This is a genomic window from Pseudoalteromonas lipolytica (assembly GCF_900116435.1).
GTDB lineage: Bacteria > Pseudomonadota > Gammaproteobacteria > Enterobacterales > Alteromonadaceae > Pseudoalteromonas > Pseudoalteromonas lipolytica.
Genome location: NZ_FPAZ01000026.1, coordinates 1 through 26,970, shown reverse-complemented (window position 1 = coordinate 26,970; position 26,970 = coordinate 1). Strand labels below are relative to the sequence as shown.

Below are 26,970 nucleotides of genomic sequence, written 5' to 3'. Positions count from 1 at the left end.
CTTATAGTACTTCTGGTGCTAGTGAAACGATTTTCATGAACTTTTCAGTACGAAGTTCACGAGTCACAGGGCCGAAGATACGAGTACCAATTGGCTGTAAGTTATCATTTAAGATAACAGCCGCATTGCTATCGAAACGGATCAAAGAACCGTCCGGACGACGAACGCCTTTTTTAGTACGCACAACTACTGCGTTTTTAACATCACCTTTCTTCACTTTACCGCGAGGAATCGCTTCTTTTACAGAAACTTTGATGATATCGCCAACCGCTGCATAGCGACGGTGCGAACCGCCAAGGACTTTAATACACTGCACTTTGCGAGCGCCGCTGTTATCAGCAACGTCCAGCTGAGTTTGCATTTGGATCATGTTAATGACCTCCGGTGTAGATATTACAACACGTCTTAATTTTGTTTAAAATCAAGACATTTCGGTTAAATTCCACTCAAAAAACACACGAGTTGTCTCTTAAGGGCGGGCAATTGTATCAGCAATAGCAATGAAGTGGTAGGTTATTTTTTAATTAATTTATAATAAAGGGTCGCTATATCAAGGTGGGCTTACAACCGTTTACTGGTTTGTTATTGATTATAAAACAAACAGGGCGCCGATGCGCCCTGCTTTAAGGATTAAATTAAATTTTTATTAATTTCCAAATAAGCCTTTAAGCTTATCTTTTATTTTATCTTTCGCTTTTTCTTTCACTTCTTCTTTGGCCGCATCACTCACATCGAGGCTATAACCCACATCATGGAATGGGCCTTTAATACGCAGTGGAATTTTAAAGCCTGTGCTGTCATCTGTGGTACCTTGCCCTTCAATTGAATCAACGATGCCTGTCACGAGACGATAATCAACGTTGGTCATCGGTAAATCCACCTTACCAGCCCCCGAAATACGAATAAGCGGGCTTAATAATGACAAGTCACGGTTTTCACCCACCCCATTAGTGAAATTAAAGCTGCCTGTTAACGCTGAGAAATCTGTTTGCTCAGAGTTATCGAAGCCTGTATCGAGACCTTCTGATACGGCCCCCAAGTTACCTTTGATTAGCTCTTTTGCTTTACGGACCATTTCAGCAATGTTTGCGCCTTTAACTGCCCCATCTGCAAATTCAAATGCTAATTTACCATTCAACGCATTAATAAAGCTTTTCTGGCTTTGACCCGTTGTCGTTAAATTCCAGTTTAATGAACCTTTACCCATTAACTTATCAAAACCTGCTGCGTCAGTTAATAATGGCTGCGCATCGATTTTATCTAAAGCGAAGTTAGTTGAGATTGCATAAGGAGCTTGCTTTGCATTGAGTGTAATAACACCTTTACCATTGCCCTCATAAGCAACAAATTTGTCTAGGCTTACTTTCGCTACAGCATTTTTAAGGTTTACAGTGAATTGGTTCTCACCGAGTGTGATCTTCTTGGCTTTTAGACCACTTGAGCGAACAACTACACTCGCATCCAAGGCATTTAAACCACTTAAATCAATTTTAGTATCATCCCATACGATAGGCTGAGCGGGTGCATCTTCTGCAGGTAAAGGTTGTGCCTCTTTTGCAACGCCTTCTGGAAGGTACGGATTTAAGTCGAGCATGCCTAAATCAATATCCGCATTGACCGCTAAGCGATTACCAAGGTTAATGTCGCTTTTACCTTTGATTTGTAATTCATCTAATGTTGCCAAAAGCTCTGTTAGTTTGAATTTGTCACCTTGTAGATGCATGGCCCCTTTAACATTAAAGGCATTAAAAGCATTGTCTTTGGCATTTAAGTCCACACCTTGCCAATTAGCAATATTTTTAACCGAATCACCACTGATAGACAATTGACCTTGTACATCTTGACCCATTTCAGCAATCGCACCTTTAAAAGTCATATCTACCAAACGTGAATCAACCTCTGTACTGACATTAAAAGTCGCTCCTTCAATCACTTTCACGGGTGTATCAAGGGTTACATCAAGTTCAAAGCGCTCACCCATATAGGTAATCCCGCCTTTGAGCTCTAATGTTTTACGCAGTGATGGGAGTAAAATAGCTAGCTCTAAGTCACTGATCTGCTGTTTTGCGCCTGTTTTACCATCTAGATACGTGAAGGTTCCACCATAAATTGCCACTTCACCTAACTGAATATCAAAGTTATCAGGCAAATTTACAGCTCCTGAGCTCTTTTGTTGCTCAGTCTCTGGTTGTTCGGCTACGCCATCAAACAGCTGCCAGTTAGCTTTGCCATTTTTATCAGTTTCTAACAAAATTGTTGGCTCGTTGATAACGAACTTATCAAGTTTAAACTCACCACCGAAAAGCGACATCCAGGGAATATGAATGGCCAACTGTTGCATGCTTGCCATGTCTTTTTGTGAACCCGTTTGCATATTAGCAAAATGCACATCATTCAGTTCAAGCTTCAACGAAGGGAAAACCGACAGTTTTTTATCACCGTTAATGGTGAGGCTTCGACCCGTCGTTTGTTCAACTTGCTGCGAGACTTTGTTAAAGATTGCATCAGTTGGAATAAGAAACGGTGCGGCGATTACTAAGGCAATTAGTAATACGAATATGACACCAATAATCTTTAGTAAGGTTTTCATAATCATCCTTAAAAATGGGCAAACATTGTTCATATCATAGCGGGTGTTAAGCCGAAAATCATTGCTAAACAAATAAAAAGGCTATTCAGCAAGCTTAGGTAGACAAATATGAATCGTCGCTGAAATATTTTGAAACCTTTAGGTTACATTAAATAGTTGACTAGATGATACCCAAAGGTTACATTGATACCTAGAGGTTACAATTAAAATTAAAAGGAAGATTTATGTCAAAGCAAGATATCCAAACGGAAGAGAAATTTATGAGCCAAAATGCATGGTTTTCAGTGTTTATGGGGATCACTCTACTCATTATCAGTGTTTACCCTGCGCTTAATCAAACATCGGCCCCCTTGTTGTTTTTAGGCAGTGCTGCTTTTCTGGGATCATTCTGTATGTTTGTGATAAGAGGTGGGTTTACATGGAAAATGAAATATCGCCTTACTTATAAAGATGAGTTTTTAAATACGATTGACACCATTGCCTATAAACATGTTGTACTTGGTTTACTCTTTAGTATGGGTGCGGTGTATTTATTGTCTGATGAGTTAGCTTTAGATGTTTCTCATAGCATGATGGCTACCTTTTACCTGGCTGAAATGAGTTTAATATATGGCATCTCAATTCTTTGGCAAAGTAGAGACTAGGAGCAATAGTGCAAAATCATATTGCAAAATATCGCAAAGCCGCAGGGCTTTCGCAACAAGAGCTAGCCGATGCTATCGCTGTTTCACGTAAAACAATTAGTACGGTCGAAACGTCTCGCTTTACGCCTTCAGTGATCATTGCATTAAAGATAGCCCGGCAGTTTAATACAACTGTCGAGCAATTATTTTCACTAGACGAAGCAGATTAACGCCTTTAAATGCAATCTTGTGCAGATTTAACTTATCAAGATTGCATCCCATGTATTCTTCGGTATGATGCACGCCCCTGTTGCTGTTAGCTTATTTAAGCTAAAATAAAGTGACTAAAAAATATATCAAACTGGAGAGTCTACAAGGCATGAAGAAACTGCTTATTTCACCGTCAAAAATGGCGCTTAGCGAGCAAGAAAGTCAAATTTATCAAAATATTCTCAAGCAATCTTCAGAGCTAAGCCTCAACCTAATGGCCGTGAAAGTAGACAACCACCCAGAAGACTTTTTAGGTTGGTGCTATGAGCTACTCAGTGCAAGCCGCGATCGTATTAACTATGATTTATTAGAAGATAAGCAGTTACCGACATTAAAAAAACTTCACGACTTACTGATCTCTGCCATTAGCTTCTTGCAATTGAAAACGCTGCGCGTTGCACCTTGGCCTGTCGTTACAGGCTTTATTGAGCAACATAGAGAGCTCATTGCGCTTGATGAGCAATTACGTTTAGCAAACTACATTGGCGCAATTAAATCACAAACTTTAAAAGAAATGATTCCAGAAGACCGCTTGGCTTTTGCAGGCAAACACACGGCTTCTCTTGACCCAAGTAGCTATAACTTTGATGTTGAATGGTTTGCTTCAACCAAAAGCGCCAAAGGGTTCCATCAAATGCTGAGCGACCTGCCTGCGGCTTTTGACGAAGCCCTAGCGCACATTCCCCTAGAAGGCGATGTGACACAAGAACACTATCAACATTTTATGGTTGCTTACTTTATGGCCTTTACAGGCAGCGAAGAGAAACCAACGCTTGCGCCTGCAACGCGCTTATTAGCAATGCGCCGCCCTGATGTATTTACGCCTATTACAAATAGTAAGCTTGATGCGCTTTGCGCTTCGTTGGGAGTTCCTAAATTAAACAACCGTGATTTTGAACGTTATTGGCAAGACGTGGTTACTGCAATTCATAGCATGCCTTGGTTCAAAATGGCCAGTGCAGCAAATGAGCTTGAGCAATCTTTAGTTGAAATCAAAGCCCTATTACCGAGCTTCTTCTATTATGCAGATAAGAGCACCGCAGATAACTCTAATTATATTAAGTTGTTAAACAAGCCTAAGAGTACAACGAGCTCAGCAGGTAAAAAGACGGTGCGTCGCGGCAAAGAGTCTGCTGAGATTTTAGTAGACCGCGCGCTTGCAAGTGACGATATCCCCGAGCATATAAAAACAAAACGAGACTCTATCGTCAGCGAAGTTGAAAAAGGACGTAGCGTTGAAGAAACAATCAGCCTAATGCGTGCCATTTTTGGCTAAGTCTCTATCAAACAAGAAAAACCTGGTTGCTTCGCGATTGTGCAACCGGGTTATTTTTTGCACCACAGGTGTGCGCATGAACAATTCAAATAAATCTAAACTTTAAAAAATAACACGCTTAAAAGGCTGTTTTTAAAGCAGTTAAACATAAAATATCCCTTTCAGAATTAACTTGGCACAACCAGTGCTACATCGTATCCAGACAACACATAAAAACTGTCCTCAAATAATAACCAGACTGCAATCTGAAATGGGGCAAATCAACATAACAACAGGATACGAGAAACATGCTAAAACTAAAAAAAACGGTCGTAGCAAGCGCCATTGCGCTATTAACTTTGAGCTCAACATATAGTTATGCAGAAGTAACAGCAAACGCTGCGGCTACTTCAAACTATTTATGGCGTGGTCAAGAGCAAACTGGGGGTGATGCTGCAATTCAGGGCGGTATTGATTACGCAAGTGAATCTGGCTTTTACGCAGGTACTTGGGTATCGAATGCCAGCTGGGCTGACGACATGACTTACGAGCTAGACCTTTATGCAGGTTTTGGCGGTGATATCAATGAAACATTTAGCTACGATGTTGGCTACATTTATTATGCTTACCCTGATGCAGCATCTTATACTGACGCTGACTTTTCAGAGATCTACGGTAGCATCAGCATGGGTAGTTTCACTTTTGGTGCTGCAATCCTTGCTACATCAGCAGCCAGCGGTGACGGTACAGATTTTGGAGATTCTTTATACTTAAATGCTGACTATAGCTTCCCAGTTGGCAGTACCGGTGCAGAAATGGCTCTTCATCTGGGTCATTACTCAGGCGATTTCATTGGTGATGATAATATCATTGACTACGGTGTTTCTGTGTCAAAAGACGGCTTTACATTTGGCGTGTCTGACACAGACATTGATGGCTCTGATGTAAAAGTGTATGTCGCTTACGCAGTTGACTTTACGCTTTAAAAAAGAATGTGTTACTTGCTGCAACACGAAGGGCCGAAAGGCCCTTTTCTCGTTAAAGCGCACTTTAAAATTATGGCACACTGTGGCCTGTAGAGCCTTGCCAAATACGATACCATTGCTCACGATTCATCGTGAATTCTTTCGCTGCGACGGCTGATTTAACCCGGGCAATGTTGCCTGTACCCAATACTACCGATGGCAAACTTGGGTGCATGAGTAACCAAGTATACACAACTTGATCGATAGAGCTGGCTCCAATTTCGTTGCCAACTTGCTCCAACACCGCACGCAAACGCACTGCTTTTTCATCGTCATTTGAAAATAAACGCCCGCCCGCTAAAGGTGACCAAAGCATGGGTTTAATATCAAGTAATTGGCATTGATCCAAAGTCCCATCATCAAGCGCTTTCATCTCATAAGGCGAAAACTCTATTTGATTCGTGACTAAATCAAAGTCTAAACGGGACTGCAGTAAGCTGAGTTGTGACGGCGTGAAGTTTGAAACACCAAAGTCAATAACATCACCATTTGCTTTTAAAGTATTGAATGCTTCAGCTACTTCATCTGCATTCATTAAATAATCAGGGCGATGGATCAATAACACATCTAATCGGTCGGTATTAAAGTGTTTAAGCGATTGCTGAGCGGATGCGATGATATGTGCTGCACTCGAGTCATAATGATTCGCTTTGCCTTGCAAGCCTAAACTGGGAAATGCGGGTTTAATTCCACATTTAGTGATTATTTTTATTTCATCACGAATACTCGGCTTTAATTGTAACGCTTTACCAAATTCAGCTTCGCAGCCGTATTCACCATAAATATCAGCATGGTCAGTGTGTGTAACCCCTACTTCAATGGCTTGCTCTAAAAAGCTTAAGCATTGCTGTGGTGATATTTGCCAATCTAGCAAGCGCCAAAATCCCAGTACTAATTCATCAATACAACGCACATTGTTATTCACTATATATACCTACTTAATCTTGATTATTCCACCTATCTTACTCTTTAAAGAATAACACAATTTCCCTATTCACAACTGTTAACATATAGTTACAAATCAGACTTCTAATTAATAATAAATCAGGGTATTTTAGTACCTAAAAATAAATGTTACTTAACAAGGAATAATAATGAAATCGTCGAATGCAGTGACAGCACTAGTTGATATTTTTATCAGCCCAAGCAAAGCGTTTAATGGAGTGAAGGAGGCAAAAGGCTGGTCTTTTGTTGCTTTCATATTACTTGCAGGCATGCTCGCGGCAAGTATGCTCGCTTTTTATAACAAAGCAGATCCTCAGTTTTTAATCGATCAGCAAGTCGCTGCAGCCAGTGTTGATGCCACAATTGCTGAGCAAAAAATGATCCGTCAAAGCATGGAGCAAACGCTTGATATGCAGGTATGGTTTGCGCTCTTTGGTGGTATTATTGGCTTAGCTGTTATTAATGCATTGATGGCGGGTTACTACCTATTTGTATCAAAGCAAGATCCAGAGGCTAACTATAGTTACGGTGCGTGGTATGGGTTTGGCGTGTGGACCATGATGCCAATGGTTATTTCAAGCTTGGGTATATTGATCCTCGTTTTAACTGCCAGCAACAACCAGCTTTCACCAACCCTCTTTAATTATGCCTCAATCAATCAATTGCTCATCGGCCTTGAGGTCGGTCATCCTTTTTATACCATGCTTGAAAGCCTAAACATTTTCTCTATCTGGGGCATTGTACTAGCGGCAGTCGGTTTAAAGTGTTGGACTAACTTCAACTTTAATAAAGCACTCCTGTTTGCTGCCCTACCCAGTATCGCGATCTACGGTATTTGGACAGTTATTGCAATCATCTAGCTATCAAATGAGCGGCATTGCCGCTCTTATTCCCACAAGGAAGTAACATGAAAAAAGCCATCATTATTGGCCTTGCTATCACGGCATTTGCAGCATTACTCATATCTAAGCAAATAACAAACAGCAAAAAAGTGCCTGAAATGCATGTAGCAAACGTTGAACAAGGTAGTATTGCTGATTCAATTTTGGCCTCTGGTAATCTGGTATTTAACACCCAAGTACAGTTACGCTCAGAAGTCACTGGGCGGGTTGCGAAGGTATTTGTTGAAGAAGGTGAAAGTGTCACCGAAGGCGATATTTTAATGCGCCTTGATACCACTGCATTTGAATCTGAGGTGGCGCGAAACAAAGCGGTGTTGCGTGCAACCGAGATTGATATTAAACACAGCGAAACACGCCTGAAAAATATTGAGCGACAATTAAGTCGACAAAAAGAGCTCTATGAAGTCGGGCTTGCAGGCCAAGAAGTGTATGAAAACCTACAAAACGCGCGTGATTTAGCCGAAATTGATATTGAAGCGAAACGTGAAGCCTATCATCAAGCACAAGCGTCGTTACTGATTGCCGAAGACCGTTTAAATAAAAGTGTGTTTCGCGCTCCCATGAGTGGGCTACTCGCTTCGGTCAACATTAAAGAAGGTGAAACCGTGATAGCCGGTACGACAAACATTATTGGTTCAGACCTAATGCTAGTCGCCGACCCCAGTGCAATTTTAGCGGAGTTACGGGTTGATGAAACTGATATTGCTGGCATAAAGTTAAATCAACATGCCGACATTTATGCCGCAGCCTACCCTAATCAACCCTTTACAGGAAAAGTCATAAACATTGGCACTTCAGCAAAAAACCAACCAGGTTCGCAAGGGCTATCGTTTAAAGTCAAAGTGCTGCTTGATGCCACTGAGCGTCAACTTTATGCTGGTATGAGTTGCCGAGCTGAAATTGCCACAAGCATTACCGAAAATGGTTTAAAACTCCCCATTGAAGCAATTCAAAAGGAAGATGATACCTACTTTGTATGGAAGCTAAACGCCGATAACACCGTCACTAAATCGCCTGTTAAGGTGGGAATTTCATCAGATATAGAGCAAGCGATAACACAGGGTGTAACGGTGGGTGAGCGCATTGTGATTGGTCCTGCAAGACCGCTTAGTTCATTAAAAGATGGCGATACCGTGGCAATTAAAGACAGCCTTGTAAAAGGGGCATCCTGATGTCTGTGGTAATCAAACTGACTAATATTAATAAACAGTACAAAATGGGCGAGCAAGTTTTCAAAGCCCTGGATGACATCAATATCGAAATTGCACAAAATGAGTATGTTGCCATCATCGGCCCATCGGGTTCAGGTAAATCAACCTTAATGAATTTGCTTGGCTGTTTAGATACCCCAACCAGTGGTGATTACTATTTAAAAGATAAGTTAGTTAAACAAATGAGTGAAACTGAGCTTGCTCATCAACGCAATGAAAGCGTGGGTTTCATATTTCAAAGTTTTAACTTATTACCCCGCGCTTCCGCACTGGAAAATGTTATGCAGCCGCTCGTTTATCGTTTTATCTCCGCGAAAGAACGCAAAAAAAAAGCGCTTGAGTCATTACAGCGTGTTGGCCTTGGCGATAAAGTGAACCATTTATCTAGCCAGCTATCTGGCGGTCAACGACAACGTGTAGCCATTGCCCGCGCGCTCGTAACCAAGCCACACATTCTACTTGGTGATGAGCCAACCGGTAACTTAGATAGCAAAACGACCACCGAGATCATGGCCCTATTTGATGAATTACATAACGAAGGCCACACCATTATTTTAGTGACTCACGAGCAAGATATTGCCGACCATTGTCAACGCGTTATTCGACTCGTCGATGGGAAAGTGGTGAGCGACACTCGTAAAGGTGAAGGAGCAAGGCTGCATGTTTAGATCTGCTATTGCAATAATGGAAGGAAGTAAAGCGGCACTCATGGCAATTAAAGCCAATGCCATGCGCAGTGCCCTCACCTGTTTAGGGATCATCATCGGGGTCGCTGCGGTTGTCACTGTGGTGGCCGTTATGCAGGGTTTTACCAAACAAATTAATGACCAACTCGCTGATATGTCTCCAGATGTAACCAATATAAAGCCCTATACCAGTGTTGAAAAAGAAATGGTGGGACAGCAAGCCAAGCTAACTTATAGCGACTTCTTAACCTTAAAGGCGCGAATAAAAGAAGCTGAAACCTTCACTGCATTAATGTTTACATGGCGATTTTCTGGCGCTGCTGAGTATGGCAACAAAAGCCACTCGTCACGAGTGATGGGCACCGAACAAGATTATCAAAGAGCCTACCGTACCTACCCTGAATTAGGCCGATTTATTCGCGCAGAAGATGACGAAAAGCGCCGTCGCGTTGCTTTTATTGGTCCATCGATAATTGAAAAGCTTAACTTACCCGACAACCCCGTTGGCGAGTACATTAAACTGGGCGGTGAGTGGTTTCGCATTATTGGTGTTGCTGAAAAGCAAGGGAGCTTACTTGGCTTTGATCAAGACGATTATATTAATATTCCGATCAGCACCATGAGTGCCCTCGAAGGGGGTAGCGTTGATACGAATGTACAAATGATGTTCCGCTTAAAAGACGACGCTAACGAAGCACAAGTGTTGGCTAAAATTCGTCGAATTCTCAGACAGCTTCATAAATTAAAAGACGGTGATGAAGACGACTTTGAATTTGAGACCGCGGAAAAAGTCCGTGCTAATGTTGATAAATTTACAGGTAGCGCAACTGCCATTACCGCTGGAATTGTAGGTATAAGCCTAGTCGTCGGTGGAATTGGTGTGATGAATATCATGCTGGTTTCGGTAACGGAACGTACCCGCGTTATCGGCACCTTAAAAGCCTTAGGGGCAACACCTGGTTTTATCATGCTGCAATTTCTAGTTGAAGCTGTCGTGCTATCGCTGTTTGGCGGCTTAATTGGTTTAGCGATTGGTTATGGCGCTGCCGCACTGATTTCAATATTAGTGCCGAGCATGCCAGAAGCCTACATACCGGGTTGGGCGATTATGCTGTCGTTTGGCTTTACTTCATTGATTGGTATTGTGTTTGGTTTAGCGCCCGCTATTAAGGCTGCGCGTTTAAACCCAATTGATGCGCTGCGTTATGAGTAAAACATCGCAGTGTTTATATGTGATTGAGTACCAGAAAAGCATCTCTTTTTTAGCATGCTTACTTTGAACTAAACTTAAGTTGTCTTCAACTAAGGGTTAGGTCAGCAATTTAGGGGCATTATGGCATCGTATCTGCACTTATTGTTTTTGAGTTTATTATCTTGGCACAGTCTTTCAAGTGAGCCACTTTCTGATGAACAACAAGGGATCACAAAAACGGCGGCTAATTTAGCTGGCTGCCAGCAACAATTAGCACAAAGCCGTCTGCAAACTTATGCGGGACACTATATATTGCCATATCAATTTGAACTGCTCAGTTGGAATATTTATAAAGCCCAAATTGACGGCTTACTCAACGACTTAAACACACTCAATGAAAGTGCAGATATTGTCTTATTACAAGAAGCCATTAAAGACTCAACCCTTACCAATCTAAAGCCTTATTGGCGTTTTGCCAAAGGCTATAAAAGTGGTAACGTGCAATCTGGTGTCATGACCTTAAGCCGCTGGCCAGCTACAGTACACTGTACATTAACGCATGTAGAACCGTGGCTGCGCAGCCCAAAAGCGACCAATATCGTTGAATATGCCTTACCAAATCAACAGTTATTACTCAGTGTTAACCTACACGCTATAAACTTTACCTTGGGCATTAGCGACTTAAAACAACAACTCGATGATGCCGCAGACATTATGCGCCATCACACCGGCCCCATTATATTTGCTGGCGACCTCAACACCTGGAGTGATGAAAGACAACAACTCGTCACACAAACACTCAAAAACCTTGGTTTACATGAAGCCATCTATTTAGACGATAAACGCACCAAAGCATTTGGATTAGCACTTGACCAAGTGTGGGTACGTGGTGTCAAAATAGAAACAACGGTTGTGCCTGAGCTTGAAAGTTCAGATCACAATCCCATAATTGCAACCCTCACGATAGAGCAAGAAGCACGATGAAAGTAATGATCAAAGGATATTGGCTACTGAGCCTGATGTTACTATCTGTTAGTCAATTAAGTTATGCCAACACTGCAGAGCAAGAGATTAATCATTTAATAGACTTTGTGGCGCAGAGCGATGCTATTTTTATTCGCAACGGGACCGAACATTCAAGTAAAGATGCCGCCGAGCACTTGGCGATGAAATACAGTAAAGCAACTCGTTACGCTAAAACCGCCGAAAAGTTTATAGAGAATCTCGCCAGTAAAAGTTCATGGAGCGGTAAGCCCTATAAAGTCAGACTTAGCAATGGCACGTTACTTACATCAAAAGACTGGTTAAGTAATGAGTTAGAAGACTACCGCCGAAACCTGCATACACAACTATAATGTGATGACATCATTAACAGATAAGAAGCGAAAAGCCATGCAAGAACACAAAAATAAGCCACTCAATGATTTTATTGAATACCCTCACGACGAAATGCTCAAGCGTGCAGAAGAATTTTTAGCCGTGAGTCAGCGACGACACAGTATTCGCAGTTTTAGTGACCGCCCAGTCCCAAAAGAAATAATTGCAACCTGTATTAAAGCCGCAGGTACTGCACCGAGTGGCGCAAACCATCAACCTTGGCACTTTGTTGCGATACACAGTCATGACGTTAAAAAACAAATTCGTGATGCGGCAGAAAAACTGGAACGCTCCTTTTACGAAGGCCGTGCTGGCGAAGAATGGCTGAACGCTCTAAAGCCACTTGGCACCGATGCCAGTAAACCCTACCTTGAGCATGCCCCTTGGCTTATTGCTGTATTCAGTCAAAAGAAAGGCGGTATTACATCCGATGATAAAAACACCAACTATTATGTGCATGAATCTGTCGGCCTTGCCACAGGCTTTTTGATTCAAGCCCTGCACAGAGCAGGACTTGCCACACTAACGCATACGCCAAAACCAATGAGCTTTTTAACCGAGGTTTGTGGTCGAGATAAAGATAACGAACGCCCTTATATGCTCCTTATCGCAGGCTACCCGAGTGCTGATGCAACCCTGCCTGAGCATGCCTTAGTGAAAAAGCCACTGGACGAGATAGCAACCTTTATTTAAGCTCAAAATCGACAGCCAGCACATCACCAGGGGTTAAGCCTGCAACGATGTGCTGCTTATTACCCACCATTTCGCCTAAGCGTACGTAGCGACGCACAATATGACCGCCTTCTTTCACATACACCATACTTAATTGACCATATTGATGCACCCAGCTTGGGTCAATCAATACGCCTTTGGCAGTGACCAATGGTAAACGTAATTGCGCATACAATCCCGGCATTAACCCTATTTGAGCCTGCGTTTCTAAGCGGATTTCCATACTGCGGGCTGCGCTATCAGCTACGGGAACAATTTCGGTTACCGTTGCGCTCATAGATGTCGATAATGCTGGAAGCGTTACTGTTAATGTTTGCCCAACAGCCAACTTAATAGCTTGCTGTTCTCTGACATTAAACGCCAATTGCAATTGTTGTGGGTTATAAAGCGCAAGTAACGGTTTGCCCGGAGTGGCGGTATCACCCGGTTCAGCAAATCGCTCTACGACCACGCCTGAAATAGGCGCTTTAATTTTTGTAAAACTCAATGCCACTTGCGCTTGAGTTTGCTGCTGCTTAGCAATGGCTAGATTTGCGCTTAAATTATCAAACCTTGCTTTCGCATCATCATAATCACTGACTGACACTAAACCTTGTTTGAAAAGGTCATTAACTCGCTTGAGCTGCTTTTCAGCTTGGGTAAGCGAGGCATTAATAGCATTAATTTGTGCGTCACTTTGAGCAAGCTGTGCTTTAAAATCGTCTTGTTGCAAGGTAATTAATACATCACCTTGGCGCACAGTGTCACCAGCACGCGCATTTAAACGTTCAACTTGCGCCATAACGCGCGATGATATTTGGGTATTTTGCTTAGCAATAACGGTCCCTGGCACAATTTCATCACGTGCAATATCAGCCAATGTCACAGTAAGTAACTGACCTGTGTACTCACTCGCCGCGGGATTTTTTATGCCTGGGGCTTGTTTATCAGAAAAGCTGCCAGCCATGTAAAGTACCGCAACAATAATGACCATTAACGCGATAATTGAACCAATAAGTTTCGATTTACCCTGCATGAGCGTGTTCCTCTTTGGCTGCATCCTTTGCAAACACTAAATAATAAACCAATGGCACAACAAACAATGAGAACAGTGTTGATGCCACAATACCAAAAATAATCGCAATCGCTAGGCCACTGAACACAGGGTCTAAAGTGATTACCAAGTTACCTAATAAAGTGGTGCCTGCGGTCAGTAAAACAGGTCGCATACGCACAGTACCCGCTGCAATAAGTGCTTCTTTAATAGCCATACCTTGCCCGCGCGCTTGATTAATAAACTCAACTAAAATAAGTGAGTTACGCACAACTATCCCCGCAAGCGCAATCATGCCTATCATGGCCGTTGCAGTGAACAGCACAGGCTCAGGGGCGCCAGCAATACTGCGCTCACCAAATTGATTCAATAACCAAAAACCCGGCATGATACCAATGACTGTCAAGGGAATAGCCGACATAATAATCAGTGACAAACTGGCAGAGTGTGTTTGAATACGCAGAATGATAAAAATGGCCGTTAATGCAAACGCAAACGCAATCCCCATGTCACGGAATACATCAATGGTTATGCGCCATTCACCTTCACCACTGAAAGTGACCTCTGTCCCCGCAGGCAATTGCCATGACGCGGTGCCACCATTACTAAAAAAATGCCTGCTTTGCCAATCACTTTGCTTGAACGCATTACTGCTAACAGCTAAATCTGCATTAACATCGGCAATTACCTCAGCGGGTGTCCGGCCATTGAGTTCAGCCATGACGTAAACCACATTTCGCTGATCTTTACGCATAATCGGTTTTGCAACATCGTGATATTTAAATGCCCCTAACTCAGATAATGCCACCAGCGGACGTGGCGCACTTTGCAGCCCAAACTCATCGCTGGTTTTTGCAAGCTCTCTGTCGCCACGAACTTGCAATGCGAGTAACTGAGCAAATTGGTTACGATCTTGATATGGTAGCTGCAATTTAATAGCGACAGGGTTAGTTTCTCCACTAACATACAGCACACCGACATTTTCACCGTGCGAGGCAATCGCTAAAGCGTGTGCGATATCTTGGGTTGAAACAGCCGATAACGACGCTTTGGTTTTATCTGTTATGAAGCGTTGTAATGGCGCATTAGCAGCCATACTGGTATCAACTTCGACTACATGCGGTTCTTGTTTAAGTCTATTTGCAACAGCAGCTGCAGCCTGATGGTGCGTGTGTGTATCAACAAATGGATCACTGTATACTTCGGCCACCAAGGTGCTTAGGACAGGAGGCCCTGGCGGTACTTCAACCACTTTTAGCACAATACCCTCGGTTGCCAGAGGGGCTAATGCAGCACGTAAGCGCATAACCACACCATGAGATTGATGGTCACGCTCGGTTTTATCAACTAGTAATACTCTAAGCTCAGCAAGGTTTGCGGCTTCTCTTCGGTAATACCCACGGACCATACCATTAAAGTCCATGCTTGATGGCTGGCCAACATACGCTGCCGCTTCGCTCACTTCATTTAATTGCCAAGTGACCGATTGCACTTTTCGGGTAAAAGCGGCTGTTTGCTCAAGACTGGTGCCTTCTGGCATATCGATTAAGACTTGGAGTTCGTTTTTATTATCAAACGGCAGCAACTTTAATGGGACAGCGCGCATTACTGGCAACATGGCACTGGCGATAAACAACCCTAAGGTGGTCCATAGTACTAGTTTTGCACGGCCTTTAGATTCAAGTAATGGCGACAAAATACGCTCATATAAACTATGAGGGTTGGCCTCTAATTGCATGTTGTCATCAACGGGGGCTTTGAGTAATTTCATGGCCAGCCATGGCGTCACAAAAAACGCCACCATAGTTGAAACCATTACACTAACAGGCACATTGAATGCCATAGGTGCCATGTAAGGGCCCATCATGCCAGTAATAAACGCAAGCGGAAAGAATGCCACCATAATGGTTAGAGTCGACATAAATAGAGCCACTCTAATTTCACTCATGGCATCAACAATATTTTGTTTTTTATCACCTTTTTTAGTTATAAAACGACTGATATTGTCGATTCCTGTAATAGGATCATCAACAAGTAAGCCCAGAGATAAAATCAGTGCAAACAGGGTTACTCGGTTAATGGTATACCCAAATGCGAAGTCGAGCGTTAAAGTAATACCGTAGCAAATAGGCACCGCAAGACCGACCACAATAGCGGGTCGCCAGCCTAAAAACACGCCAACAAAAATAACCACTGTAAATACTGCAAACACCAAACTAGAAGTGAGGTTATTCACTTTTTCATTGGCAGTTCGGCCATAGTCACGCAGTACCGTGTAGCCAACTTCATCAGGCAATAATGTCACCGATAGCTGGTTCATCACATCATGCACTTGATTCGCAACAGCCACCGCATTTGTGCCTGCTTGCTTGGCAACACTAATCGTCACTAATGGCAGTTGCTGCTCAGTATCTGATTGAGCAAGCCATTGATAACTTTGGGCTTCGCTGGGGCCATCGGCGACAGTCGCCACATCATTCAAATAAACACTTTTACCATTTACTACGTTAACAACGAGGTGTTCAATTGCCGACTGAGTACGTAATACATCCCCCACTTGCAAAGCAATGTGCTGTTTACCATCTACAACACTGCCAACATTAACCAGCTGGTTAGACACCTTGAGGGCATAATATACGTCGTTTAAAGTGGTTTGGTGTGCCGCTAATGCGCTGGCATCAAGGTCGATAGTGAGCTGCCGAGTTCGACCTGCTATCACTTTGACTTCGCTGGTATTTTCAATGCGCTGTAAGCTTGTGGCAATTTCATTCGCAAAACGCGTTAACTGGTAGTCATCATAGAGTTTTGAGTCTTTGCTGAACAACCCAAGCATCACAATTGGCACATCATTCACCTCAACGGGGCGAATTTGCCACGATGTAATCACTGACGCCATAGTGTGCTGGTAACTGTAAAGCTTGGCATACGTATCGAGTATCGCTTTTTCGCGATCATGGCCTACTTCAAAGCGCAATGTAACCACGGCATTATTACTGTGTGTCGTCGAGTAGATGTGTTCAACACCGGTTAATTGCGCTAATAGCTTTTCTAATGGTTCTGTCACTAACCGAGCGACTTCTGGGGCTTCAACATTCGGGGCAGCAACATAAATATCGAGCATGGGCACCACTATTTGTGGTTCCTCTTCGCGTGGTGTTTGCTTTAGCGCCATGAGACCGAGCAGTATCGCCATTATAAAAATAATGACTGGAATTCGCCCACTTAAGCTATTTTTTACGGCATTATCGATAGCATTCATCCCTTAACTACCTTTACAAAATAAACCATGAAGTGTTTCTAAAATAGCCATCACACTTTTATCAACGACACGATAGTAAATTGTTTGGCTTTCACGACGAGTCGCCACAATTTCAGCTTTTCTGAGTGCAGCTAAATGCTGAGACAAAGCAGACTGTGCCAGAGGAACCGCTTCATTAAGCTCACTGACACTCAGTTCTCCCTCTTGCAATGAGCATAGAATCATCAAGCGATTTTTATTCGCTAAGATCTTTAATATTTGCTCTGCTTGTTCAACATTGTCGGCCATTGCCGCAAAATCGATGTTCATAATCACACCACTCTATATTCTTAAATACCCGTAAAGTATAGATAGATATATTAGAAAAGTCTAATATTAGAATTTACTAATGTAGTTTTTTCTAATATATTAATTACATCACCCTTTGTTATTGAGGTTTAATTATGAAACTAAATGACGCGCTCCGCCTTATTGCTGGTGTAATGATCTGTATTTCATTGTTGCTCCAACAGTTTCACAATCCTATGTGGATTTGGTTTACGGTATTTATTGCTCTAAACTTAATTCAATCGGCATTCACTAAGTGGTGTCCTATGATCACCCTATTACGCAAACTTGGCATGGAGGATTAGTATGCTAACCCCAATTCCTGACCTAATGAAAATTGTTGCCCCTAATCAGCGCCGCATTAGTGCAGAGCAAGCAAAACAAGAATTAAGCGAAAATCATGGTTTATTGATTGATGTACGTGAGCCCGCCGAGCATGCCACAAAAGCCGCAACAGGTGCGATTAATATCCCGCGCGGTGTGCTTGAAATGAAACTAATGGAAATTGAAAAAGACCCTGCTCGGCCAATCTATTTGCACTGTGCAAGTAGCGCCCGGGCCACACTCAGTGCTGAAGCACTAACCCGCGTAGGTTACGAAAATGTCACAGTAATTACGTGTAATGCTGAACAAATCTGCCACGTTTTTTAGCTTCACAGAACAGTAACACTGGTCGGATAAGCTCTTACTTTTCTTTTAACAGGTACAGAGCAATGACATTTACACGAAGACATTTTTTAAAAGCATCGGCGGCCGGATTTGGGGTCGCCGTTTTATCTTTAGGTTTAACGGGCTGCACTTTAGACGACGATGAAGATGTCAGCACCCATGTCAGTTTTGACCATGGCGTTGCAAGTGGTGACCCACTGGCCGATAGCCTTATAATTTGGACCCGCGTTACGCCTCTTGATACCGCAACCTCCAGTATTAAAGTCAAGTGGCAAGCATCTACCGATGCTAATTTTGACACGATTAGCCACGATGGCGAGACCGACGTAACAGCGGCAACTGATTTCACCTTAAAAGTTGATCTACAAGGATTAACTGCAAACACCACCTATTATTTCCGCTTTATAAGTAATGGCAAAACATCACCTATTGGGAAAGGTAAAACACTCCCTACGGGCACCATTGAACAAGTAAAATTTGCAGTTGTGTCATGTGCCAACTACCCCGCAGGCTTTTTCCATGTGTATGGTGAAATAGCTAAGCAAACCGATTTAGATGCGGTACTGCATTTGGGTGATTACATTTACGAATACGGTAATAACGGCTATGCCACAGAGGATGCAGCCTTACTTGGACGCTTACTGCCCGATGATAACAGTGAAGAAATTATTTCGCTTACTGATTACCGCAAACGCTATGCCCATTACCGTACAGATAAAGACTTACAAGCCGCACACGGTAATTGCGCATTTATAACGGTGTGGGACGACCACGAAATTACCAACGACACGTGGAAAAATGGTGCTGAAAACCATAACGAAGGAGAAGGCGATTTTACCGAACGTAAGCTGCACGCCTTACAAGCCTATTTTGAATGGATGCCAATACGCAATGTCGCCGATAAAGAACGAATTTATCGCCGTTTTGAATTTGGTAATTTAGTGTCATTGCACATGCTCGATACGCGTGTTTTAGCCCGTGATGAACAACTAAACTATGCCGACTTTGATTTAACAAGTGCACAAGGACAAAGCGATTTTGCCGCTGCAATCAGTTCACCATCGAGAGCCCTATTAGGAAACGAGCAACTCACTTGGCTTACCGACGGGTTAAGTACGGCAACAACACAATGGCAAGTACTGGGTCAGCAAGTATTAATGACTAAAATGCACTTACCTTTTGAAATACTGCAACTGTTAATGTCAATTCAAATAGCACAAGCCGGAGGCAATGATCCCAGTGAGTTACTTGCAAAAGCCAATGTATTATTCAGCGAACTTGCGCAAATTAAAGGACGCATTTTAGCGGGGGATCCAAGTGTGACAGCACAAGAACGAGCACGGGTAGAAACAACAGCACCTTATAACCTAGATGCATGGGATGGTTATGCTTACGAGAGAGAAGTGATACTTGGCACGGCAATCACTGCAGAGAAAAACCTCGTGGTCCTCGCTGGCGACACTCACAATGCATGGGCAGGCCAACTCGTTACCGATGCGAGTAATCCGTTTGCAGCGTCACTCACTGCCGGCGTTGAGTTTGCAACGTCTTCTGTATCATCACCTGGCCTTGAAAACTATTTGGCACTCAACAGCCAATCAGCCGAAACAGTTGCACAGATGGAACAAGTGATCGCATTACTGGTTAATGACTTGGCCTATAATAACCTAGTTGAACGCGGTTATTTAACAGTCACTTTCACCGAACAGCAAGCGCATGCAGAATGGCAATTTGTAAGCAGTATTAAAACGGCCAGTTACACCATGCTCAATGATCGCAAAAAAGCCTTTACGCTAAAAGCTGGCAGCACAACGTTGCAATCTGTTTAACGCTTTTCATCTAATAGCGTAACTAACATTTGCTCAATGTTTTTTACGCTATAGGTCAGTGAACGCAAAAGCGCTAACTGGCTATCCTCAGATTGTGGCTCAGCCTTAGCGCTTGTTTGGCTTATTTCATCCTTTTGCTTTAGGATGGCTTCACGAAATTCAGCAGCATCAATCACGCCGAGTAAAGACACCAAAGCCCCCTGACCAGATTGCCCAGCCGTTTCGAAGCTGAGTCGGTACAAACCAAACTGGCGCATTAAAGGCCCTTGGCTCAATGCCACATCAGTGATTTTTTCAAGCGGTATTGATTTTTCTTCTTTGAAGAACACACCCCGTTTAACGACCAGTTTTCGCGTTAATAGCTGTGCCGACATAGCAGCTAGAATACGCCCTGCCACCAGCCAAATAATAAGAGCAACAATAGGGATAAAAGGAATACCTATCATACTAATCACACAGGTAAACATACCCAGTAATAACCAATACTGTTTTACTTTAGGATTAAAGCGGGCGCTCAATATACTTGTCTCTGACATCACAGGCTCCTTTATAGGTGATTTATGACCATAAACAATCTTCAGCTCTGCTTCAATAAAAATAAAAAAAGCCGAGCAAAGCCCGGCTTAAGGGTACTGCAGGGAAAGCTATTCCACAGCTTCAACCATTACTGTTAGTTTATTCAGATCAGGTCCTTGCACTGTAAAACGATAGTTACCCGCCTGTGTAATACTCAATGAGATATTGGCACCGACAGCTTCTAACGCGGCCGCTTCGCCAAGAACAGCGAGTGGCGATTCACCACTACCACCTAAATTCACTGTGTTCCAGTCACTAGACGCAACTTTGAATTCATAATCGTCAACATCGAGTGCTATTGTCGTACTATATGTAGCATCGCCTGCATAGGTTAATAGGTTAACTGGATCCCAATTGTTCATACTTCCACGCAGATAGACAGGGGTTTCACCAAACATTTCTGCGTTAAACACGGTCATGAGTGGCTCTTCAAGGTTGCTAGCATCAAATACAAACTGATATTGGCCATCCCTTGCAATGTCGATAGTCATGTTTGTACCTTTCACTGCAAGCAGTTTCTCAGTTCCTACGGTAACAACCGCACTGCTTTCACCTGAACCATAATCCACCGTTTTCCAATCTCCAGAGGCTACTTTGAACTCATAGCTGCCAGCTATTAATTGCTTAGTGAAGGTGTAAACGCCTTTACCTTGATACATCAATTCGTCACTGGTACTCCAATCATTTAAATTACCACGTACATAGATTGAAGTACCCACAAATGGCTCCTCGTTATACACTTTAAGCACAGGGTTCTCGATGTCGGTTGCATCAAATGAGAACACATAGATAGCGTCCATTGCTGCAGTAAAGGTCATATTGGCCCCACTGCGTGCAAGTGGCTCGTCTTCACCTTCAATCACTTCAGCAACATCTGCAGAAAGCGCACCAAAATCAACCGTAGACCAATCTTCAGATGCCACTTTAAACTCATAGCTACCTGCTGTAAGTGGGATGGCAATTTTATATTCGCCATTACCTACATAGTCAAAGCCGTTTGCCGTACCCCAATCGTTTAATGAGCCACGAACATAAACGGTTGTACTACCGAATGGCACGATATCTGGTGCACCCACAGTAGCATTAGCACTTAGACCTTCACCTTGCGTAACACCTTGTGGTTTCACAAACACAGCAATCGTGTAAGCAGGAACTGTAAAAGTCCCCTCTCCCTCACCTGTCATAAAGCTTGCTGCTGACATACTTGAATCAACACTCGCTTTTAAAACAGGATGTAACTCAAAACCGTAGGCAGTAGATACCGTATGCGATAAGCTTTGCTCGGTTCCATTCATAATCACTACAATCGCATCATACTGGCTATCAAGGTCCGTCAAACCAACGCCATCATCAATGCTCATAACCACTAAACCTTGCTGTTGACGTTTTCCAATATTATGGAAACCTACGCGGTCTAAAATGTCTTGTTCCGTGGTTAGGCTAAATAGCGGGCTGCTACTGCGAATTGATAAGAACTCAGTAAATACATTACTTGCATATTCAATGTCGCTTGCCATCGCTTGCGCATTGGTATTTGCTGAAATTGGTGCGATTTCGCCCCATTTAGCTTGGTTATCTTGTGCCGGTGGTAAACCGACATTCCAGTTATTAGTTTCTTTACTGAAATCAACAAAATTGAACCAATCGCCAGAATCATAGCTATTACGATCCATTGATTTAGAACGCAACATATCCGCACCCATTTGCATAAATGGAATACCTTGGCTCATTAATGGCATCGCTAGAGCCATATTGTGAATACGCACACGCTCTTCAATATTAAGGTTATTGCCGTGTTTATATTGCAGCTGATCCCACAATGTTTCGTTATCATGCTTAGAGACATAGTTAATACTATCAGCAGGGTCCAGAGCATAGGCTGCAGGCTGCGTATTCCAACTAAAGCTACTGCCTTTTGCTGAATTGCCTTTAAAGTCTTTAAGAATGTAGTTTTGTAAGTTACCGGCAAGCGATAAGCGAAGCGTATCTTGCTCGGCTAAGTTGCCATCTGTCGCACTATTACTAAAGAAAGCACCACCACGAATTGCTTCACGAATTCGGTCATTAAAGGTGCCGACTTCTGTGCCAGCCATATCTATTTGCTTAGCTTGCACAAACAATCGATTATCAGCTACTTCCTCAAAGTTCCAACCTTCACCGTAGAAATAGGTATCAGGGTCAACCGCTTGCACTGCACTAAGAGCCGTCATAATTGACGCTTTTGGCATATGCCCCATCACATCAAAGCGGAAGCTATCGTAACCAAAATCACGAGCTAGAATCACCATAGAGTCAGCAACAAACTTATCCATCATGACATGTTCTGTTGCTGTATTTTCACAACAAGTTGAGCGTTCGATATCACCGGATATTTCGTTATATCTGTGGTAATAACCTGGTACCAGTTTATCGAAGACTGATTTATCCCAGACACCTGATGACGTAGTGTGGTTATAAACAACATCAAGCACGACACGTAAACCAATTTCTTGTAAAGACTGAATCATCGCACGCGTTTCTTTAACTCGTGCTATACCTTCAGGCGATGAAGCGTAAGAGCCTTCTGGGGCAATAAAGTGATGCGGATCATAACCCCAGTTAAAACTATCAACACCACGCATTGCATTGGCAAGTGCTTGTGCATCATCAGACCCCGGTAGGTATGAAGCCATTAGGTCAATAATCAATGCGCTCTTATCTTCGGTTTTACATGCATCGGCATCATCGTTAATGCGTGTACATAAATCACCTAACGTTGCTGTAATATCTACACGTTGGCTCGCATCTTCGTCAATAGTGCCAATATCTGTCAGTGGCAGTAAGTGGAAATGTGTTAAGCCATTATCAGCTAGCTTTTTAAGATGTCGCATTGGCGCACTATCAAGCTCAGTAAACGCAAGATACTTACCACGGTTTGCTTCACTTACCGTTTCATCGCGAACACTAAAGTCACGTACATGGCCTTCGTAAATCACCGCTTGTTCGGGGTAATCAATGGTTGGTACAACACGATCATCCCAGCCACTCGGTTTAGTATCGTCATCATCAAGATTAATTAGTTGGCTGTATAAACCATTAGTTGAAACATTTAAAGAGTAAGGATCTGTGCTCCATAAACGTTCAATTTGCTTGGTAGTAGGATGATAAACATCAAACATAAAACGGTAGTAATGGCGATCGTGACTGATATCGACATTACTAGACCAAATACCCGTTGTGCTATCAAAGGTCATAGCAAGTTGTTCAAGCTCAGTTTTATTAGCATCGTAAAGCGCTAATTTCATATTGCTTGCAGTAGGCGCCCATACCGAGATATCAATGCCATTATTGGCGTAATGCACACCTAGTTGTGCTTCATTGGCATCACTTTCACCGCTGGTGTACAAGTCATCGAGAGCTTTAGCGGTTTGCACATAAGTTGCTTCAATTAGCTTGCCATCAGCATCATAGCCTGCCACAACCAACTGGTGTTTAATCAGCTCTTTTGCAGCGGCTGCATCCCAGCTACCTTGGTAAGCATTCCATGCAGCAAGGTGTGGCACTTTAGCTACTTGCTCATCGTTCAAAGACGTCGATGTTAGTTCAACCACTTGACCATTTAACTCACCAGTATCTTCATCGACAGCTAAATCTGCACTGCTTGAAGCGTGCAATTTAATAATACTCGTAAGCTCATTGCTTGGTTTATAAATCACCGTTGAAAGATCAATCCAATGCGCAGACGCACCAGAAATACTCACCGGACGCTCACCTAAGCTAACAATTGGGTATTCAAATACGGATGGTTCACCATGAATGGTAAAGTTCATACGTTGGAACTTTTCATCGTCTTGCATCAATGGCATTTTTAAATCGACATCACCAAACGCTTTGCCTGAACCTTCAGTACCAATATGTACAATGAAGTTGGCACACTCGTTGTAGCCGTCTTTGAGTTTTACAATCCAGTACGCGCCATAGTTCGGATCGATACCATCGTATTCATGACCATTTGCCCAATCCGTCGCATCAAACGGTGCTGCATATGCATCACACACATCATTATTCCACGTGTGCAAACGATACCCTTCATAAGCATCATCACTGGTACGGTTATAGAACAAAATGGCTTCGTCATCCGCTGGAAAAACCACAGGATCAGGCAGTGTTGGATCAGCCCCAACTACACAGCTCTCATTATTTTCATCAGGCACAGTTGGGGCCGGACAATTAATCGGGGGTGGATCAACACATTCAGTACCCGCTGCATTGGGGATCTGCGGTACGCTACAGGTCAATAAAACTTGCCCTGAATCAATATCATTACTAGCTCCACCACCACATGCAGCTAGCAACGCTATGCTACAGGTAATGAGTAAGCGGTTAAAATCAGCTATTATTTTCATATTATTATCTCCAGCTTACTGATCAATGGTTATAGGTAAAACCTAAGTAAAATTGGCGACCAAAGAATTGCGTGGTCCCTGTTTTACTGGTTGTACCGAAGTAGCTTTGTGTAGGCTCATCAGTCAGGTTATTCACTTGTAATAACATGCCAAATGAATCTGTGAACTGATACGATGTTTGGAAATCGATAACGGTTTCCGCATCAAAGTTCACCACTTGCTCATTGACAGCAACTTGCTCAGAGACAAAATCATCGCGATAGCGCACATTTAAGCGTGTTTCAAAGTTTTCGTAGCTGTAAAAAAGTGTCCCGTTAAAGACGTTGTTTGAGAGACCCGGTAAGTCTTGCGAAACAGAATCACCACCTAAATCGGTGATTGATTGCACTTCACTCTCGGTATACGAATAACTGGCATTAATCCCTAGCCCTTCAAACGGTGATGGCAAGAAAGAGAAAACTTGCGTATAAGCAAGCTCAATCCCGCGAATATACCCCCCTTTAGCATTGTTAACCGCAGTTGTGTACACACCATTAGTGGTTTCGATTTGCTCACCGCTTACAGGGTCGACAATGTACTCAGGGACGTTGAAGCCATTCCCTTTAAAATCAAAGTTTTCAATAGCTATCGTATCTATGAATGAATCAATATTCTTATAGAACGCCGCCACGACTAAGGCACCATCCGTATCTTCAAAGTATTGCTCATAAGAAATATCGTATTGATTCGCATAAAAAGGTTTTAAGAATGGGTTATTCGTACTTGAACCATTAATTTCGCCATCATTATTAACCGATGCACTGGCGTCACCCGCTAAACGGTTAATCGGAGCACGTGCCATCACTTTTGCTGCAGCAAAACGAATTTGCGTTGCATCACTGATTTTAAAGTTAAGGTTTAATGATGGTAGGTAGTCTGTGTATTTAATGCCTAATATGTTTGGTGCATAAAGGTCGTTAACAATGCCGTTATCATCGACAATGTATTGCGCACCGAGTTGTGGATCACTCCCAACGTTTTCAAGCACCGTCGCTGATTGGTCCGTATCAACACGACGAATACCAATGTTACCTGTGACAGGCAGTTTGCCAATTTCGGTATCAATATTGAGCATGAGATACGCTGATACCACTTCTTCATACACTGAACCACTTTGTAGCATGGTCCATGAGTAGTTAGTGGTATAACCTTGTGTATCTGGCTCACCATCACCATCTAAATCAACAACCCCCTCAGCGTTACCCCAAGTTTGAACAGGTTGTGGGATGCCATTAGGGAACCACGCGTTTAGTGCTTTATCCAAATCTATCGCTAAGTATGATGGGAAATAACTAAACTCACCCTGCCAATCAACCACGGTGGTCATGTCATCAGTCAAACGAAGTGGAGGTTGAGTGGCTGAGAATGTGCCGTCATTACCGTATTCAAACACTGACCGGTTATTGCTGTACTCACGGTCTGAGTAACGCGCACCAAATTCAATTGAGCTAAACCAGTTATTCTCTAACTCATATTTAAAATCGAGTCGGAACGCTTTGACTTCATCTTCATTTTCATACGGGTAAATGCCGTATTTACTAAGCATAACGCGATCAATATCGCTGAATGCATCAGCTTGATTAAAACCAATATCAGGTAAATCAAGACCGTTTAATTGATAATTTAGTGACACATTGGTATCAAATACCGGATTATCAATTGTAGCGTCTTCCGCTACCAGTGCCCAAAGTAAGCCATTGCGGAAATTACTCTTCGCGCCAGGGCAAGATCGTACTTTTGTTAAATTACTCTGATATCTGATCGATTTAATTCGTTATATTTATCATCATTAGTGTGATCAAATAGTTTTTTTGATGACACGAGTTAATTATGAGTTTTCTAAGCCATTTTTCAGAAGTTACCGATCCCCGCACGCAAATTAATGTTCAACATGACTTTATTGATGTGATATTTCTGACTGTGAGTGCAGTCCTTTCTGGAGCAGAGGGTTGGAGCGATATAGAAGTGTTTGGTCGAGATAAACTTGATTGGTTGCGCCAATACCGTCCCTTTGAAAACGGCATTCCTGTTGACGATACCATTGC

23 protein-coding genes and 1 pseudogene are annotated in these 26,970 nt (G+C 42.8%); 15 read left to right on the top strand and 9 right to left on the bottom strand.

What is annotated here, in order from left to right; translation table 11 throughout:
- Position 1: 1 nt before the first annotated feature.
- Together rplN and BM378_RS19300 are read right to left on the bottom strand one after the other, a co-directional pair.
- Complete coding sequence (gene rplN / locus BM378_RS19305) at positions 2–370, bottom strand: 50S ribosomal protein L14 (protein WP_010378257.1); 369 nt, start codon at positions 368–370, stop codon at positions 2–4.
- Positions 371–646: 276 nt separating this feature from the next.
- Positions 647–2,590 (bottom strand): AsmA family protein, encoded by a 1,944-nt coding sequence (locus BM378_RS19300; RefSeq protein ID WP_074989830.1) that lies wholly within the window; start codon positions 2,588–2,590, stop codon positions 647–649.
- 224 nt (positions 2,591–2,814) lie between these two features.
- On the opposite strand from BM378_RS19300, the gene BM378_RS19295 reads away from it, so the two are divergent.
- The 4 genes from BM378_RS19295 to BM378_RS19280 all read left to right on the top strand — a co-directional run bounded on the left by BM378_RS19295 (position 2,815) and on the right by BM378_RS19280 (position 5,724).
- A complete protein-coding gene (locus BM378_RS19295) occupies positions 2,815–3,234 on the top strand; it encodes a hypothetical protein (protein WP_036974036.1) in 420 nt (139 codons plus the stop codon).
- 8 nt (positions 3,235–3,242) lie between these two features.
- Entirely contained in the window at positions 3,243–3,443 is a 201-nt protein-coding gene (locus BM378_RS19290; RefSeq protein WP_036974038.1) for a helix-turn-helix transcriptional regulator, read from the top strand.
- A 149-nt stretch (positions 3,444–3,592) separates the two neighbouring features.
- Positions 3,593–4,759 carry a hypothetical protein gene (locus tag BM378_RS19285; RefSeq protein WP_074989829.1) on the top strand — a complete coding sequence of 389 codons (1,167 nt, stop codon included), beginning with the start codon at positions 3,593–3,595 and terminating at the stop codon, positions 4,757–4,759.
- 287 nt (positions 4,760–5,046) lie between these two features.
- On the top strand, positions 5,047–5,724 hold the full coding sequence (locus BM378_RS19280; RefSeq protein WP_036974042.1) for a TorF family putative porin: 678 nt from the start codon (positions 5,047–5,049) through the stop codon (positions 5,722–5,724).
- A 70-nt stretch (positions 5,725–5,794) separates the two neighbouring features.
- On the opposite strand, the gene BM378_RS19275 is transcribed toward BM378_RS19280, so the two are convergent.
- A complete protein-coding gene (locus tag BM378_RS19275; RefSeq protein WP_036974044.1) occupies positions 5,795–6,688 on the bottom strand; it encodes an aldo/keto reductase in 894 nt (297 codons plus the stop codon).
- A gap of 169 nt (positions 6,689–6,857) precedes the next feature.
- Here BM378_RS19275 and BM378_RS19270 point away from each other — a divergent pair, with 169 nt between their 5' ends.
- The 7 genes from BM378_RS19270 (at position 6,858) to BM378_RS19240 (ending at position 12,769) form a co-directional block, all read left to right on the top strand.
- The gene (locus tag BM378_RS19270) at positions 6,858–7,568 is read left to right on the top strand and encodes a YIP1 family protein (protein ID WP_074989828.1); all 711 of its coding nucleotides are present in this window, start codon (positions 6,858–6,860) and stop codon (positions 7,566–7,568) included.
- Between the two features lie 47 nt (positions 7,569–7,615).
- On the top strand, positions 7,616–8,782 hold the full coding sequence (locus BM378_RS19265; protein ID WP_074989827.1) for an efflux RND transporter periplasmic adaptor subunit: 1,167 nt from the start codon (positions 7,616–7,618) through the stop codon (positions 8,780–8,782).
- Positions 8,782–9,489 carry an ABC transporter ATP-binding protein gene (locus BM378_RS19260; RefSeq protein WP_036974050.1) on the top strand — a complete coding sequence of 236 codons (708 nt, stop codon included), beginning with the start codon at positions 8,782–8,784 and terminating at the stop codon, positions 9,487–9,489. Before BM378_RS19265 ends, BM378_RS19260 begins: the two co-directional genes overlap by 1 nt.
- Entirely contained in the window at positions 9,482–10,720 is a 1,239-nt protein-coding gene (locus BM378_RS19255) for an ABC transporter permease (protein WP_036974052.1), read from the top strand. Before BM378_RS19260 ends, BM378_RS19255 begins: the two co-directional genes overlap by 8 nt.
- A 120-nt stretch (positions 10,721–10,840) precedes the next feature.
- Positions 10,841–11,683 (top strand): endonuclease/exonuclease/phosphatase family protein, encoded by an 843-nt coding sequence (locus tag BM378_RS19250; RefSeq protein WP_074989826.1) that lies wholly within the window; start codon positions 10,841–10,843, stop codon positions 11,681–11,683.
- On the top strand, positions 11,680–12,054 hold the full coding sequence (locus BM378_RS19245) for a YfeK family protein (protein ID WP_036974056.1): 375 nt from the start codon (positions 11,680–11,682) through the stop codon (positions 12,052–12,054). Before BM378_RS19250 ends, BM378_RS19245 begins: the two co-directional genes overlap by 4 nt.
- A gap of 37 nt (positions 12,055–12,091) precedes the next feature.
- The gene (locus BM378_RS19240; RefSeq protein ID WP_074989825.1) at positions 12,092–12,769 is read left to right on the top strand and encodes a nitroreductase family protein; all 678 of its coding nucleotides are present in this window, start codon (positions 12,092–12,094) and stop codon (positions 12,767–12,769) included.
- Here the strand turns inward: BM378_RS19240 and BM378_RS19235 are convergent.
- From BM378_RS19235 to BM378_RS19225, 3 genes are read right to left on the bottom strand one after another with little or no spacing between them, the layout of a single operon-like run.
- Positions 12,762–13,823, bottom strand: coding sequence for an efflux RND transporter periplasmic adaptor subunit (locus BM378_RS19235; RefSeq protein ID WP_074989824.1), 1,062 nt, complete (start codon positions 13,821–13,823; stop codon positions 12,762–12,764). The two genes, BM378_RS19240 and BM378_RS19235, sit on opposite strands and share 8 nt — an antisense overlap.
- The gene (locus BM378_RS19230; RefSeq protein WP_074989823.1) at positions 13,813–17,100 is read right to left on the bottom strand and encodes an efflux RND transporter permease subunit; all 3,288 of its coding nucleotides are present in this window, start codon (positions 17,098–17,100) and stop codon (positions 13,813–13,815) included. Before BM378_RS19230 ends, BM378_RS19235 begins: the two co-directional genes overlap by 11 nt.
- 3 nt (positions 17,101–17,103) lie before the next feature.
- Entirely contained in the window at positions 17,104–17,409 is a 306-nt protein-coding gene (locus tag BM378_RS19225; RefSeq protein WP_036974065.1) for an ArsR/SmtB family transcription factor, read from the bottom strand.
- Positions 17,410–17,543: 134 nt separating this feature from the next.
- Here BM378_RS19225 and BM378_RS19220 point away from each other — a divergent pair, with 134 nt between their 5' ends.
- From BM378_RS19220 to BM378_RS19210, 3 genes are all read left to right on the top strand, one after another.
- Positions 17,544–17,732: a YgaP family membrane protein gene (locus BM378_RS19220; protein ID WP_036974067.1), complete on the top strand. Its 189-nt coding sequence runs from the start codon at positions 17,544–17,546 to the stop codon at positions 17,730–17,732.
- A 1-nt stretch (position 17,733) separates the two neighbouring features.
- Positions 17,734–18,078: a rhodanese-like domain-containing protein gene (locus BM378_RS19215; protein ID WP_036974070.1), complete on the top strand. Its 345-nt coding sequence runs from the start codon at positions 17,734–17,736 to the stop codon at positions 18,076–18,078.
- A 62-nt stretch (positions 18,079–18,140) separates the two neighbouring features.
- Positions 18,141–19,925 (top strand): alkaline phosphatase D family protein, encoded by a 1,785-nt coding sequence (locus BM378_RS19210; protein ID WP_074989822.1) that lies wholly within the window; start codon positions 18,141–18,143, stop codon positions 19,923–19,925.
- Here BM378_RS19210 and BM378_RS19205 read toward each other — a convergent pair.
- The 3 genes and pseudogenes from BM378_RS19205 to BM378_RS19195 all read right to left on the bottom strand — a co-directional run.
- Positions 19,922–20,461: a PH domain-containing protein gene (locus tag BM378_RS19205; protein WP_036974075.1), complete on the bottom strand. Its 540-nt coding sequence runs from the start codon at positions 20,459–20,461 to the stop codon at positions 19,922–19,924. The genes BM378_RS19210 and BM378_RS19205 overlap by 4 nt on opposite strands.
- A gap of 108 nt (positions 20,462–20,569) precedes the next feature.
- Positions 20,570–24,886, bottom strand: a complete 4,317-nt coding sequence (locus BM378_RS19200; RefSeq protein ID WP_074989821.1) for an alpha-1,6-glucosidase domain-containing protein — start codon at positions 24,884–24,886, stop codon at positions 20,570–20,572.
- Positions 24,887–24,908: 22 nt separating this feature from the next.
- Positions 24,909–26,642 (bottom strand): annotated as a pseudogene (locus BM378_RS19195) (TonB-dependent receptor); the annotation flags it as partial.
- A 113-nt stretch (positions 26,643–26,755) separates the two neighbouring features.
- On the opposite strand from BM378_RS19195, the gene BM378_RS19190 reads away from it, so the two are divergent.
- Positions 26,756–26,970, top strand: a 215-nt coding sequence (locus BM378_RS19190; protein WP_143104577.1) for a transposase family protein, incomplete at its 3' end; no start/stop codon positions are given.

Coding starts and splice junctions, on each gene's coding strand:
- BM378_RS19285 (WP_074989829.1), top strand. CDS start 3,593: ATGAAGAAACTGCTTATTTCACCGTCAAAAATGGCGCTTAGCGAGCAA.
- BM378_RS19245 (WP_036974056.1), top strand. CDS start 11,680: ATGAAAGTAATGATCAAAGGATATTGGCTACTGAGCCTGATGTTACTA.
- BM378_RS19220 (WP_036974067.1), top strand. CDS start 17,544: ATGAAACTAAATGACGCGCTCCGCCTTATTGCTGGTGTAATGATCTGT.
- BM378_RS19230 (WP_074989823.1), bottom strand. CDS start 17,100: ATGAATGCTATCGATAATGCCGTAAAAAATAGCTTAAGTGGGCGAATT.
- BM378_RS19270 (WP_074989828.1), top strand. CDS start 6,858: ATGAAATCGTCGAATGCAGTGACAGCACTAGTTGATATTTTTATCAGC.
- BM378_RS19240 (WP_074989825.1), top strand. CDS start 12,092: ATGCAAGAACACAAAAATAAGCCACTCAATGATTTTATTGAATACCCT.
- rplN (WP_010378257.1), bottom strand. CDS start 370: ATGATCCAAATGCAAACTCAGCTGGACGTTGCTGATAACAGCGGCGCT.
- BM378_RS19210 (WP_074989822.1), top strand. CDS start 18,141: ATGACATTTACACGAAGACATTTTTTAAAAGCATCGGCGGCCGGATTT.
- BM378_RS19265 (WP_074989827.1), top strand. CDS start 7,616: ATGAAAAAAGCCATCATTATTGGCCTTGCTATCACGGCATTTGCAGCA.
- BM378_RS19215 (WP_036974070.1), top strand. CDS start 17,734: ATGCTAACCCCAATTCCTGACCTAATGAAAATTGTTGCCCCTAATCAG.
- BM378_RS19300 (WP_074989830.1), bottom strand. CDS start 2,590: ATGAAAACCTTACTAAAGATTATTGGTGTCATATTCGTATTACTAATT.
- BM378_RS19280 (WP_036974042.1), top strand. CDS start 5,047: ATGCTAAAACTAAAAAAAACGGTCGTAGCAAGCGCCATTGCGCTATTA.
- BM378_RS19235 (WP_074989824.1), bottom strand. CDS start 13,823: ATGCAGGGTAAATCGAAACTTATTGGTTCAATTATCGCGTTAATGGTC.
- BM378_RS19255 (WP_036974052.1), top strand. CDS start 9,482: ATGTTTAGATCTGCTATTGCAATAATGGAAGGAAGTAAAGCGGCACTC.
- BM378_RS19250 (WP_074989826.1), top strand. CDS start 10,841: ATGGCATCGTATCTGCACTTATTGTTTTTGAGTTTATTATCTTGGCAC.
- BM378_RS19225 (WP_036974065.1), bottom strand. CDS start 17,409: ATGAACATCGATTTTGCGGCAATGGCCGACAATGTTGAACAAGCAGAG.
- BM378_RS19260 (WP_036974050.1), top strand. CDS start 8,782: ATGTCTGTGGTAATCAAACTGACTAATATTAATAAACAGTACAAAATG.
- BM378_RS19295 (WP_036974036.1), top strand. CDS start 2,815: ATGTCAAAGCAAGATATCCAAACGGAAGAGAAATTTATGAGCCAAAAT.
- BM378_RS19205 (WP_036974075.1), bottom strand. CDS start 20,461: ATGTCAGAGACAAGTATATTGAGCGCCCGCTTTAATCCTAAAGTAAAA.
- BM378_RS19200 (WP_074989821.1), bottom strand. CDS start 24,886: ATGAAAATAATAGCTGATTTTAACCGCTTACTCATTACCTGTAGCATA.